The following is a 13,385-nucleotide window of genomic DNA, read 5'->3' as shown; positions in this document are numbered from 1 at the left end:
ATGAATCGCTTGTTTCGCGGCTTCTACGGTTTTAGCATTGTTGCCAATAAAAATTTGGTCATTAACTACAATTACAGGTCGGCTCAAAAAGGTATAATGTTGTAGAATGTACTTTTTAAAATCCTTTTCTGTCAGATTTTGGTCCTTAAGTCCTAAGGCTTTGTACTGTTGGGCACGTTTGCTGAATAGGGATTCGTAACTGCCCGAAAGCTTATGCAGTTCTTCTAATTGAGTAGGAGTAATTTGTTCGGTTTTAATATCTTGGAGAATGAAATCAGATGGTAACTCTAAAGTCTTCATGATTCGGATACAGGTACTGCAAGTTTTTAAATAATATATTTTTTTCAAAACGATTGATTTAATGATGATATAATAAGGGTTGGTGTTAGAGTGAAATGCGTGTAAATAGAGTGTCTTTTTATGGATTTACTTTCAATACATCCTTGATTTTGCTGTAAGGCAATAGGATTTCTGTAATGCCTTGCGCATAAGACGCAATTTCGTAATTGTTATAAAGAAGCACCAAGCCATCTTCGGTAAACCCTATATTGGAAGGAAGTTGAAAGCCTTCACCAAAGAAAAAATCTTCAATGGTCTCGTTGTTGTCTTTGGGTTTTGTTTGGTCTTTAAATGCTTTTTCAGCAATCTTTTTGAATTGAGCTTGATTGCTGATGATGTCATTTTGATCTAACATTGCTCCAGTTTCAGGATTAAAGTTGAGAAAGGTAACCCCACCGTTGCCATGGGCGCCGCCAGTGTCAATATACGTTTGAAGACTCACGCAAATAACCTCTGGAGATTCATAGATCACTTCCCCGTCAATTTTTACTTCCCATTTTTGGCTGCTGTCCTGAAAGTCTTTTTTGAACGCTTTGTATTCCTTGTCAAACTCCGAAATGGCTTCAGTAACCGACATGTTGTTTTCATGAGTTTCAGCCATGTTCATTTCACTGGCAATGACGTGTTCAATTTGGTGATTTATTTTTTCAGCAATAGCTTTTGTACCGATGGCTTTTGGGTAGTTAATGACAATTGAGGCGTCTTCTGATTTCTCAATAAGTTGTGGCTCAAATTTCAGTTTAACGTCCTTGTTACAGGCCGAAATTATTAAGGCAATTATAAAAAGTAAGCTTATTTTTTTCAAGGTTTCTGGGCATTTATTAAACAATCAATAAAGGTATTACATCCTTTTGTAACCAACCAATTAAAGATTAGATTTGTTATCAATAAAATTATGTTTTATGAAGTTCAACACAAAAACCATTCACGGCAATCAAGAACCTGACAAGGCCTACGGCGCTGTAATGCCACCAATATATCAAACCACGACCTATGCGCAATTGACGCCTGGAGGTCATAAAGGGTATGAATATTCCAGAAGTGCCAATCCCACGCGGACGGCTTTGGAAAATTCATTTGCTAGTATTGAAAACGGCAGCCATGGTTTGGCGTTTGCATCTGGTTTGGCGGCTATTGATGCGGTCATTAAGCTTCTCAAATCAGGAGATGAGGTTATCTCCACAAGTGATCTTTACGGCGGAACATACCGGTTGTTCACAAAGATTTTTGAAGGGTTTGGGATTAAATTCCATTTTGTTTCCATGGAAAACGCATCAAAAATTGAATCCTATATCAAGGACAGCACCAAGTTGATTTGGATCGAAACGCCTACAAATCCGATGATGAATATTATTGACATTAAAGCGGTCGCAGAGGTTGCCAAAAAGCACAATATTTTGTTAGCGGTTGACAATACTTTCGCGACGCCGTATTTGCAACAACCGTTGGATTTAGGTGCTGATATTGTAATGCATTCGGCTACAAAATACTTGGGAGGCCATAGTGATGTGGTTATGGGGGCACTGATTGTAAATAATGAAGACTTAGCAAAAAGATTGTATTTTATCCAAAATGCAAGTGGTGCGGTGTGCGGACCGCAGGATAGTTTTTTGGTGTTGCGTGGGATAAAAACCTTGCACGTTCGAATGCAACGGCATTGTGAAAATGGAAAGGCGGTTGCTGAATATTTAAAAAAGCATCCAAAAATAGGAGACGTGTATTGGCCAGGTTTTGAAGATCATCCCAATCATGCTATTGCAAAAGCACAAATGAAGGATTTTGGAGGCATGGTGTCCTTTACCACAAAAGGAAATAATTATGAGGAAGCCATAAAAATCGTAGAAAAACTCAAAATCTTCACATTAGCGGAATCCTTGGGCGGTGTAGAATCTCTCGCTGGACATCCAGCCAGTATGACCCATGCCAGCATTCCTAAAGCAGAACGTGAAAAAACAGGGGTTGTCGATTCTTTAATAAGACTGAGTGTTGGTATTGAAGATATACACGATTTAATAGCCGATTTAGAACAGGCGATAGGGTAGTTAAACGCTGATTATATTAACAAAAACGACCGAGAAGCTTAAACTTGGTCTTTTGTTATGTAATGAAATTCTTGGTTTTATTCCAAATAGTAAACATAGCCAACATTCAACCACATCAAATAATCATTTGATTTGTTAGACGGTAATTTATGGTTTAAACCATCCACTTTATCGCTGAAATAATGTTGCCATCTTAAGTCGATTATTAAATCCGACAAATATGTCAATTTATAACGTGAGCCAACACTTCCTACAATGGAGAAAGCTATGCCGTTTTTAGAGGTTATGAACTTAGGATCTCTGACCGTTCCATCCGAATAGCGGTACCATGGGGTATAAAAATTATCCAGATTATTGGGATTCCCATCACCATAAGAGGTGAATACTTTAGGATTGTATGCCGTAAAATGGACGCCGAAACTGATAAAAGGAGTCAGGACATTTCGTGCATATGAAAACTCCTTAAGGCTAAAAGGAAAATACTCTAACTGCATTCCAATATCAAAATTATTGGACTCCCCGGAATGCGCTCTTAACTTGTCGGCATATTCCCCTGTTTTCTCCGGAGCTACCCATTTTCCGAAATGGTTTAGTTCGGTTTTATTCCAAGAAATTTCGCTACGTACTTTAAAATGATCGAAAAAATATCTGTAAGGATCATAACGACTCCCTCTGTATTCAAAGTTCATGAAATGTACAAGACCTACACCAAAACCTGTATTACCAGCGTTGGTTTCAAAATCACGGCGTTCGCCAAAATCAGATTGAAAAGCTACAGGACCGGCTATTATACCTATCTCATTTGAAAACCATTTTTGTGCAACCCCATTTGAAATACCCATAATAAAAATAGATATAAAGGTTATCTGTTTCAAACTAAGCGCCATATAGTTTATTTTATTAATAGGGAGTTGGTGTTAACAAATATATGAAAACTGACTTAACTTCCAAACAAAACATTCACAACGTGAAGGTTGTGTAAAGAGATTTAATTTGAGTTTTGAGATATTGATTTTTTTGACCTCTCTTTTCATCAGAAATCCTATAAAAGGATAATGAATGCAGGTTGAATTATGAAATATGTAATTTTAATTAGTTGTTTCAGTATTTGGTTAAGAATAATTTACTGTTAACCTTGATATGGCGTATATTTGTAGGTATAAACGGTGTAATTGCTGATAATAAATCAATATATGAGAGAGAAAATCGCATCCTTTTTAGATTACGTGAAAAAAAACAATAACAACGAACCAGAATTCTTGCAAGCGGTACATGAAGTGGCCGAAACCATTCTCCCTTTTATAGAAGAAAATCCTAAATACCAAGGTAAAATGTTATTGGAGCGTATGGTAGAACCTGAGCGTACGATTATTTTTAGGGTTCCATGGGTTGATGATAAAGGCAATATCCAAGTAAATAGAGGCATTAGAGTGGAGTTCAATTCTGCTTTAGGTCCTTTTAAAGGGGGATTGCGCTTTCATCCAACGGTAAACCTGAGTATTCTTAAGTTTTTAGGATTTGAACAAACGTTTAAAAACTCGCTCACAACACTTCCCTTGGGTGGTGGTAAAGGTGGTTCTGATTTTGATCCGAAAGGGAAAAGTGATAATGAAGTGATGCGTTTTTGTCAGTCTTTTATGAATGAATTGTATCGCCATATAGGTGCCAATACAGATGTTCCCGCAGGAGATGTTGGCGTTGGGCCACGAGAAATTGGCTATATGTTTGGTCAGTATAAAAAAATAAGAAATGAGTTTACCGGAATTTTGACTGGGAAAGGAATTGCTTATGGCGGTTCTTTGATCAGACCAGAATCCACCGGTTATGGTTGTGTGTATTTTGTTAAAAGTATGCTGGCCGTTCAAAATGACACCTTACATGGAAAAACAGTTGTCATATCTGGTGCAGGAAACGTGGCGCAATATGCTTGTGAAAAAGCAACAGAATATGGCGCAAAAGTATTGGCTATGTCTGATTCTTCGGGTTATATTTATGATCCTGATGGGATAGATGCTGATAAGTTGGCGTTTATAATGGATCTCAAAAATGTGAAACGTGGTCGAATAAGTGCTTACACAGAAACCTATTCCTCAGCAACATTTCATGAAGGGCGTCCATGGGCAGTAAAGTGTGATATTGCTTTGCCATGTGCCACCCAAAACGAACTGGATGAGGAAGAGGCTAAAACACTTATTAAAAACAAGGTTATTTCTGTTGCAGAAGGTGCTAATATGCCATGCACTCCAGAAGCCATCGAAGCATTTCAAAAAGCAAAGGTTTTATTCGGACCAGGAAAAGCTGCAAACGCTGGTGGTGTGGCAACCTCGGGATTGGAGATGAGTCAAAATGCCTTGAAACTAAGTTGGGATAGAGAAAAAATCGATGGGAAATTAGTGGATATTATGCACAACATCCATGAATCCTGTGTGACATATGGTAAACAAGAGGATGGCTTTATTGATTATGTGAAAGGGGCAAACATCGCTGGTTTTGTCAAAGTAGCAGATGCCATGTTGGCTCAGGGTGTGGTTTAATATCATAAAAGATAAAAGATTAGCGGCTTCCATAAGAAATTTGGGAAGCCTTTTTTATGTTCTTGAGATGAATAGTTCAAAATTGTCGTTAGTAATAAATATCTTTGACTTCTATTAGTGTGCTATGATAAAACAGATTACAACGGTTTTTCTATTTTTTTGTGCCTTTTCATCTCATGCGCAGGATTTCTCAGCATTATGGCAAGGTTATTTTTCTTATCATAATATCAAGGATGTTACCATAGGCAATAATAAAGTTTACGGGGCTTCTGAAAATGCCATTTTCACCTATGATTTGTCAAGCAAGGACATGGAGACCATAACCACGATTGAAGGGTTGACAGGTCAAACCATTACGACCATTGCCTATAGTGAGGCTTACGAAATCTTATTGATTGGTTATGTAAACGGACTCATTGAGGTTGTTTCGGGCTCAGAGAATAAGATTTTATCGGTAGTCGATATTGTGGAGAAGCAAACCATTCCTCCCAATCTGAAACGCATCAACCATTTTAATATTCATAATGGGGTGGCTTATGTTTCTACAGATTTTGGAATTTCTGTTTACGATTTACAAGGCCTTGAATTTGGTGATTCCTATTTTATCGGCAACGGCGGCAGTCAAATTAAGGTCAATCAAACTACAATATACAATAATGCCATTTATGCGGCCTGCGGAAACAATAGCGCTATAAAAAAAGCGCAATTATCAAACCCAAATCTTATTGATTATCAACAGTGGCAAACCTTAAATAATGGGAATTTCATTTCGGTTGAGAGTGTGGGAGATCGCTTGTATGCGGTTAATGCCAATGCCGTTATTTATGAAATTTCAAATGACGTATTTACAAATTTATTTAGTTATTCAGATGTACCCTTGGACACTAAATCAATGAATAATAATTTGGTCGTGACCACAAAAAATAATGTTTACGTCTATAATAGCGCCTTTGTGCAATTGGCGAAAGCATCGTTGACCTCCAACTATAATACGCTTTTCACGAGTGCAACGGTTACAAATGAACATGTTTACATAGGAACAAGCTCACTTGGAGTTCTTAAAACATCCATGGCAGACCCTTCCAATTATGAAACGATAAGACCTGATGGGCCACTTATGAACGATGCTTTTAAAATTGAAGCTGGAAATAATAATGTTTGGGTGACCTTTGGCGATTATACGCAATCCTATAATCCGGATCCTGTTCGTAGTTATGGAGTAAGTCATTTGATTGGGGAATTCTGGAAAAATATCCAATACGATAATCTTTTAACCGCTAAGAATCTAAATTATATCGCGGTTAATCCTTTCAATCCATCTCAAGTTTTTATTAGTGCCTTTCAGCAGGGTATTTTAGAGCTTAATAATGATATGCCCACCATATTGCTAGATCAAAACAACAGTGGACTGGAATCGTTAATTCTGCCAGGTTCGCCATCTTATTTTTCTGTACGGATATCAGGATCTGAGTTTGATAGAAATGGGTTGTTATGGATAATGAACAGTCGTGTAGATAAGGCTTTAAAATCTTATAATCCCAGCACAAAACAATGGAAAGGCTATAGTTTTAAAGAAATTATAAAGGATGCTTTACTTGATGAATTGGGTTTTGGCGATTTGGCAATTGACAGAAATGGCACCAAGTGGATCGGTTCCTTTTACAAAGGTCTCATCGGTTATAATGAAAACGGCAACAAAATTAGAAACTTGAATTCTGAAGAGCAAAACATGCCCAATAATGTGGTGAGTGCGGTTGCAGTTGACAATAATAATCAAATTTGGATTGGGACTATTAAAGGCCTGAGGGTACTTTATAATACGGCCAACTTTTTTGACGCACCCAATCCGACGGTTAAGGAAATTGTCGTTCTTGACGATGGTATTCCTCAAGAGTTGTTGTCCAATCAATACATTACTGATATAAAAGTAGATGGGTCCAATAATAAATGGATTGGAACTTTAGATGCTGGCCTTTTTTATTTTTCTCCTGATGGTCAACAAACCATTCATCATTTTACAACCAAAAATTCCCCATTGCCTTCCAATTTTATTAAGGACATTTCCATAGATGCCCAAAACGGAAAGGTCTATATCGCGACGTCCAAAGGGCTCGTTTCTTTTTATTCAGGAGGTTCCAAAGCTGAGGAGGTATTAGCAAATGCCTTCGCCTATCCTAATCCAGTACGGCCAGAATATGATGTTTTAGGTGCCAACAATTTGAATGATATTAATAAGGGCGTTAAAATTAAAGGCATTACTGAAAATGTCAATATCAAAATCACGGATATTGAAGGCAATCTGGTTGCTGAAGCACAGTCTAGAGTTAATTTAAGATCGTCTCGTTCCAGTTATAATTTTGCCATTGATGGCGGAACTGCCATCTGGAACGGTAAAAACTTGGCCAATAATATTGTGGCTTCCGGGGTTTATTTAATCATGATTTCTGATTTGGATTCTTTTGAAACCAAAGTCTTAAAATTGTTGATTATTCGTTAATCTGAATCATTCAAGAAAATTATGTTAGTTAAAACCAACGCCATTGTCCTTTCCAAAATAAAATATGGAGACCATGATGTGATTGTAAAATGTTATACCAAAAACAGAGGTGTGGTTAGTTATTTGTTGCGAGGGGTTTTAAAAAGCAAAAAGAGCAACTCTAAAATTGCCTATTACCAATCCTTGTCACAATTGGAAATTGAAGAGAATTTCAAGCCAAACCAGACCTTGCATTATATTACAGATGTCAAGTTAAGTGTGCCTTACAAAAGCATGCACACCAATATCTTAAAAGCTGCTATTGTGATGTTTTTGTCAGAAGTTTTGACAACCAGTTTAAGGGAAGAAGAAGCTAATTTGTTATTATATGAATTTTTAGAAACTTCCTTACAGTGGCTCGATCATGAAACCGAGTTTGCGAATTTTCATTTGTTGTTTTTATTGGAACTCTCCAAGCACTTAGGTTTTTATCCAGATACTTCCCAATTGGATTTTCCGTATTTTAATTTGCGATCTGGAAGTTTCGAACTGAAGCCTCAAAGTCCCTATACGGTTTCAGGAGAAAATTTATTATTTATCAAACAACTCTTAAGTATAAAATTTGATGAATTAAACAGTGTGAAATTGAATTCAACTCAAAGGCAGACTTTATTGAACTTGATGCTGTTTTATTTTGAATTGCACCTGTCAGATTTCAGGAAACCAAAATCTCTTCAGGTTTTGAATCAGGTGTTTAGCTAAATACAATTATGTCAGTTTTGGTATGATTATTTTAATGACGCTTTATGGCGCGTTTGATGATTATTTGTCCGTTAGAAAGTTCTATTTTGGCAATATAGGCTGTTTGACTTAACTGGTTTAAATCATAAACTTCGGAACCGCTATTACCTTTTAAAAAGTATAAACTTCTTCCTAATAGATCCATGATTTCAACAGACTTGATGGTTAAGTTATGTCCGATCGAAAATTGAATTTGTCCGTTGCTGTGTTCAATAATGGAAAGGTCTTTGGTGTTTAAAGAAATTTCATTTCCAGATAAAGTTTCATTTTGAAAAACAATCACGAAACGATTATTAAAGTCGCCAGTTTCTGATGTGAAATTGTATTCAGCACTAGAGAGGTCGTGGTAAATATTCAGTAGATTATCTTTAAGATAGATGGTGTTTTCATTAAAGAATTTGCCTTGTAATTGGGCAATGGACAATTTATATACGGTTGGTTGTGTTATGGAAGATTTAAATCCAATAGGTATTTCTTCATCTAAAGATAAGCTATGAACAGATTTTCCCTGAATAGCATATTTCTTATTGCTTTCCACGATTTCCGTGTAAATGATAGCGCTTAAACCGCTCGACAGATTGCGTTCCACATCATAGGCAAATCCATCCACGCCATTAGTGGCGCCTTCCACATAAGCCATTAGGATTTGATTGAATACGCCATTGTCGGAAGTGAGGTCGATCCAGAATTTGTTGGCTAAAGTGTCTGTTCCATTTCTGTAAAATTTAGAATTGCTCGTGTCATCGGCCATTCTCATAGAGTTATTGAAAGTCAGTGTTCCGCCAGAATTAATCCCAATGACAAAGAAACCCTGACCAGAAGGGATGAAGTCAGAAGGAATTCCTGATTTACCACCTGCAATATTTCCGCTTCCTGTGCTAATAATCGCATAATCATTTTGACTAAAATTGAGCACTTGATTCCCTGGATTGCTAGCCAATGGAGGTCTTGCTTGAGACCATAGGTAAGCGGCTCCGCTAATGACGTCCGTGTTTTCGCTATGGACTAATTTGAAATCAATAGCAGAAGCGTAGGGATTGCCGATAAAGTTCCAATCATTCCAAGGTGTAGAATTATTGCCATGAATGCTGACAGAAATATCACCAGTGTTAAATTCGCCATTAAATACAGAAGTATCAACCCGTGGAAAGGTTCCTGAGTTATTAGATGTAGAAGCGTAGCCTACACCTGGTAACATCCGTCCTGAAGCGAACTGCCAATCGTCGCCGTTATCATCGACATCATCAGCATTGGTGTCTTCAAAATTTGAAGCCTTAAAATAGAAACGTCTGCTAGGAGATGCCATGCTCAAAACGAACTCCGCAGTTTCATTGGTTACAGGGGAGCTCCAATACGTGTAATCATACCAATGTTGCTTTTCTGAGGTCGATTTATTGACGCTTGAAGTCCCTGAGTTTCTTAAAGTGAAAGTCCCTGAATCAATACCATCGCCTCTTTGCACTAAGGCGGCCTTAGTCTCAACAACCAGATTCCCATTTACAATGACATCGTTTATTGCTTCCACATAATAGTTGTCGGTGATATTTAATGTGTATCCCGAATTTATAATCAGGCTACAGACGGTAAAACTTCCTGTGGCTGGAGTGGTGGTGTAATTACCATTAAGAATGGCGACGGTACTCGTGTTTGGTGCTGTCGGTGTCCAGCTATTTCCATTCCAAGTGGTGGTGTCAATTTTTAGACGGACTGCATTGCTTGCGGTATAGCAGGTTACAGAATTTTCTCGCACTTGTGCATAATATTGATAAGCGTCAAAATCAATGGTGTTTAGGATGGTTAAACTTTCGCTTTGTTGCCCGGAGTAATCCGGATTCGTATCTAATATTTCTATCCAATTTGATGTTCCTGGCGCATTGTAATGCCATTGATAGGCTAGAGGAAAACCACCGTCAAGACCTTCAGTCGCTAAAACCGATAGAGTTGCTGTTACTGCACATGTAGAGTTTGGTGCTAATGGCTGAAGAGTGATAGTAGGAGGATTTCCACCTGAATAATCATAAAATCCAATATCCGAATAATCGTTGGTGCCACAAGATCCCCGACCAGATCCTACCCAATCGATAATGTTCCAATCGTTGAGGTTAAAATCAGGATTGGGAAGAGATGTGGCCGAATTTAAGCGTCTAAAATTAAACCCACGATCTCCTGTGATGATGGTCGCATCCATCCAGGTCTTGTCCATATATACCCCAAATTGATCAACAACTATCGTGCCTCCAGATTTTAGTAACCGGATGGCATCATGCTCATTGTCTTTCTTATTTATCCCACTCACTCCGCTAGTTTGATGAGCAAATTGACCATTTCCTCCAGTTTGAAGGCAAGAGTTGGTATCACTTGGGTTGCTTACTACGCCAATAGCGATAATATAAGTTGAGTTATTTGGCAAATTGAAAGAATTAAGCACGATGGTACTGCTAGGAGTTGCCGCTCCATTGCTGTAGATGCCTATTGAATAACCTCCTAATGCTATTGCGGAGCCAGTTCCGTTATAAATCTCCACATAACTGAGCCCGCCAACAGTTGCATCGGTTACTTCACTGATAAATAAGTCCGAAAGATAGGCTATGCTTTCACATCCGCTAATGCGATTATCTATAACTGTAAAGGAGGTTGTGCTTGTACAGTTAAGATTATTTTTTATGACAATATTACCTGTGGTGGCATTGGCCGGAATGGTCACTTCTATGGTGTTCTCATTAATGAACGTTGTTGGCATTGAAATACCGTTGATGTGCGCTATTGTTGAGCCATCGAAATGTGTTCCAGTAATTGTCGCAATTGTACCTGTCGGGCCAATTGAGGGAGTAATGGTGTTGCTCGTGGTGACACAAAGTCCCGTACCACGGATTGCAAAAGTATAGGGATTTTCATCCCTATCGTTATTCACAATGGAAACTGTCGCATTTCTAACACCCACTACCAAAGGAGAGAATTGAATTTCTAAAATCGAGAATTCTCCCGGAAGAATGGTTGTGTCAGGTATTTTGGTTATCATAAAATCTCCAGGATTTACACCTGTGATGTACACGCTAAAAACAGTCAAATCTAAATTCCCAAGATTGCGAATACGATAGGATTTTGATTGGGACGCCTCTATATATTGCGCAGCGAACAGTGTGCCGTCTGTACCTTGAGGGGTCGAGTTGCCATTCCCAATTTCTGGAAAAGTACCCACGTTGCCCTCAACTCTGATTTCTGGTGTGATAACATGTAGCACTCCGGAAATATAGGTAGTTCCATCCCAAAAATTTCCGTCAGAGCCATCTGCTAGAATACCACCATATAGCCAAGCCCCACCATTCAAGCTGAAACGTGTGGCGTAATAATACGTTCCGGCTGTGGTTATAGCACTGCCTAAGTCGGCAGCATATTCGTCATTCTGTCCAGAATTGCAATTACCGCAGGCTGCATTATAACTGGCAGGAATCCAATTTGTCCAGGTTCGCGGATTGGAATTGCTTGTGCTGTAACCAACTTGCGCGACAATGCCTGCGCCTTGTCCTGCGCCTGGAGTAACGGCTTGTTCATAAACTTGGCCATAGACGGCAAAAGGATTTCCTAAATTGATGGTGCCCATACCAGGAAATTGTAAGTTGCAGAAGTCAACGGTATCCACACTTAATATCCCGCTGACGTGAGATGTGCCATTCCAAAAACCTCCACCAGTAGTACTATAGCCGCCATAGCGATAAGGGCCGCTGTCTATTTGAAATCGGCTGGCGTAATAATAATTGCCAGAAGGTAGCATTGATCCAATGTTGGCGACATATTCGTCATTATTGCCAGAAGCTACATTGTTGTAGGTTGCCGTAACCCAATTGGTCCATGTATTCGGATTAGTGTTCGTTGAACTATAGCCAATCCAGGCTTCTATATTTGTACCTTGTGAAAACGACGTTTCTGTTACGCCAGCCTCATACACTTGTGCATACACATTGAATGCTGTGCCCACGGTAATATTGCCATTTTGGGGAAACTGAAGATTACAGAAATCTACAAAGTTGGTAGAAGTGACCATTCCTGAAAGATTTATATCATCAATTCGAAATTGTGTGGAAGCAGAAGTTTGTGTAAAACGTATCCTTAAATTATTGGTACTAGGAATAGTGCCAATTGGCGTTATCAAAATCCAATGTGCAGTGCCATTTCCAGTTGCTCTTGAATAGTTCAACGGTGTGTACGTTATCCCGTCAGCACTGACCTCAATGGCCAGTTCATTATTGCCGGCAATCGCGCTTTTATAATGTCCCAGAGTAAGGGTCAAGTCTGAAAAGCCAATGGTGTTTATTTCAGATATTTCGAAGTATCTACCAATAGTGTTAGTGAAAAAAACATTTCTTCCACCAGAAGCATTGGCATACCCCGAAGAAGTAGTGCTGGTTCTGGTGTCGGCATCACCAATAAAAGTTTGAATTTCAGAGTTCTGAAAAGTTGAGGCTGCGATCGAAGTAATGGGTTCCGTACGAGTACCCATATTTTCAGAGAAAATTGTCACTTGTCCAAACACGGACAAAACAGAACATAGCAACACGATAAATACCAGGGAGTATTTTTTTTTCATAGTGAACGTTTATTAAAATTTGTCGCTAATACAAATACTTAAATATAGACTAAATAACCTTACAATCAGCACGTTGCGATTTTTATAATAATTAATAAATAGTAGCTATTTTTGCATATGGAAACTAAAAAAACCTATACTGTTGAGGAGGCGTTAAAGCGGATGGAGCGTTATTGCAGTTATCAAGAACGCTGTCATAAGGAAGTCACTCAGAAGCTCTATAGTATGTATATGATCCCCGAAGCCATTGATCATATTGTGGTCAAGCTCATGCAGGACAATTTTTTAAATGAAGAACGCTACGCGAAAGCCTTCGTCAGCGGGAAGTTCAGAATTAAAAAATGGGGAAAACAACGCTTAACACGCGAACTCAAGCAAAAGGATATCGGGAAAACATTAATCACCATGGCGCTCCAAACCATAACCGATCAGGACTATATCGAAACCTTTGATGCACTCGCCGAAAAAAAAGCGGAAACCATCAAAGAGACCAATCTTTTAAAGAAACGAAAAAAACTAGCCGATTACCTCCTTTATAGAGGTTGGGAAAGCCATTTGGTGTATGATAAGGTCAATGAGCTTTATAGGTATTAGGCAATAGGGATTAG

Annotated in this window: 9 protein-coding genes; 5 read left to right on the top strand and 4 right to left on the bottom strand. The window is 38.5% G+C overall.

What is annotated here, in order from left to right:
• Positions 1–348: ArsC/Spx/MgsR family protein (locus ABIQ28_RS11120; RefSeq protein ID WP_348037274.1), on the bottom strand; the 348-nt coding region annotated here is incomplete at its 3' end.
• A 70-nt stretch (positions 349–418) separates the two neighbouring features.
• On the bottom strand, positions 419–1,144 hold the full coding sequence (locus ABIQ28_RS11115) for a DUF3298 and DUF4163 domain-containing protein (RefSeq protein WP_348037272.1): 726 nt from the start codon (positions 1,142–1,144) through the stop codon (positions 419–421).
• A gap of 97 nt (positions 1,145–1,241) precedes the next feature.
• On the opposite strand from ABIQ28_RS11115, the gene ABIQ28_RS11110 reads away from it, so the two are divergent.
• Positions 1,242–2,381, top strand: a complete 1,140-nt coding sequence (locus ABIQ28_RS11110; RefSeq protein WP_348037270.1) for a cystathionine gamma-synthase — start codon at positions 1,242–1,244, stop codon at positions 2,379–2,381.
• Positions 2,382–2,458: 77 nt separating this feature from the next.
• Here ABIQ28_RS11110 and ABIQ28_RS11105 read toward each other — a convergent pair whose 3' ends face one another.
• Positions 2,459–3,268, bottom strand: a complete 810-nt coding sequence (locus ABIQ28_RS11105; protein WP_348037268.1) for a glutamate dehydrogenase — start codon at positions 3,266–3,268, stop codon at positions 2,459–2,461.
• Positions 3,269–3,574: 306 nt separating this feature from the next.
• On the opposite strand from ABIQ28_RS11105, the gene gdhA reads away from it, so the two are divergent.
• The 3 genes from gdhA (at position 3,575) to recO (ending at position 8,153) form a co-directional block, all read left to right on the top strand.
• Positions 3,575–4,915 (top strand): NADP-specific glutamate dehydrogenase, encoded by a 1,341-nt coding sequence (gdhA, locus tag ABIQ28_RS11100; RefSeq protein ID WP_348037266.1) that lies wholly within the window; start codon positions 3,575–3,577, stop codon positions 4,913–4,915.
• A 124-nt stretch (positions 4,916–5,039) separates the two neighbouring features.
• A complete protein-coding gene (locus tag ABIQ28_RS11095; RefSeq protein ID WP_348037264.1) occupies positions 5,040–7,412 on the top strand; it encodes a two-component regulator propeller domain-containing protein in 2,373 nt (790 codons plus the stop codon).
• A 21-nt stretch (positions 7,413–7,433) separates the two neighbouring features.
• Positions 7,434–8,153, top strand: a complete 720-nt coding sequence (gene recO, locus ABIQ28_RS11090) for a DNA repair protein RecO (RefSeq protein ID WP_348037262.1) — start codon at positions 7,434–7,436, stop codon at positions 8,151–8,153.
• Between the two features lie 31 nt (positions 8,154–8,184).
• Here the strand turns inward: recO and ABIQ28_RS11085 are convergent, their stop codons facing one another.
• Complete coding sequence (locus ABIQ28_RS11085; RefSeq protein WP_348037260.1) at positions 8,185–12,777, bottom strand: choice-of-anchor D domain-containing protein; 4,593 nt, start codon at positions 12,775–12,777, stop codon at positions 8,185–8,187.
• 117 nt (positions 12,778–12,894) lie between these two features.
• On the opposite strand from ABIQ28_RS11085, the gene ABIQ28_RS11080 reads away from it, so the two are divergent.
• Positions 12,895–13,371, top strand: coding sequence for a regulatory protein RecX (locus ABIQ28_RS11080; protein WP_348037258.1), 477 nt, complete (start codon positions 12,895–12,897; stop codon positions 13,369–13,371).
• Positions 13,372–13,385 lie beyond the last annotated feature (14 nt).

It is taken from the genome of Gelidibacter sp. (assembly GCF_039916245.1).
Classification (GTDB): Bacteria; Bacteroidota; Bacteroidia; order Flavobacteriales; family Flavobacteriaceae; genus Gelidibacter.
Note: the sequence above shows the minus strand (reverse complement) of the source record. Positions and strands in the feature narration are given on the sequence as shown.

Bases quoted from the DNA above. Each gene is read 5' to 3' on its own strand.
- ABIQ28_RS11110 (WP_348037270.1), top strand. From the start codon at position 1,242: ATGAAGTTCAACACAAAAACCATTCACGGCAATCAAGAACCTGACAAG.
- ABIQ28_RS11105 (WP_348037268.1), bottom strand. From the start codon at position 3,268: ATGGCGCTTAGTTTGAAACAGATAACCTTTATATCTATTTTTATTATG.
- gdhA (WP_348037266.1), top strand. From the start codon at position 3,575: ATGAGAGAGAAAATCGCATCCTTTTTAGATTACGTGAAAAAAAACAAT.
- ABIQ28_RS11095 (WP_348037264.1), top strand. From the start codon at position 5,040: ATGATAAAACAGATTACAACGGTTTTTCTATTTTTTTGTGCCTTTTCA.
- recO (WP_348037262.1), top strand. From the start codon at position 7,434: ATGTTAGTTAAAACCAACGCCATTGTCCTTTCCAAAATAAAATATGGA.
- ABIQ28_RS11085 (WP_348037260.1), bottom strand. From the start codon at position 12,777: ATGAAAAAAAAATACTCCCTGGTATTTATCGTGTTGCTATGTTCTGTT.
- ABIQ28_RS11080 (WP_348037258.1), top strand. From the start codon at position 12,895: ATGGAAACTAAAAAAACCTATACTGTTGAGGAGGCGTTAAAGCGGATG.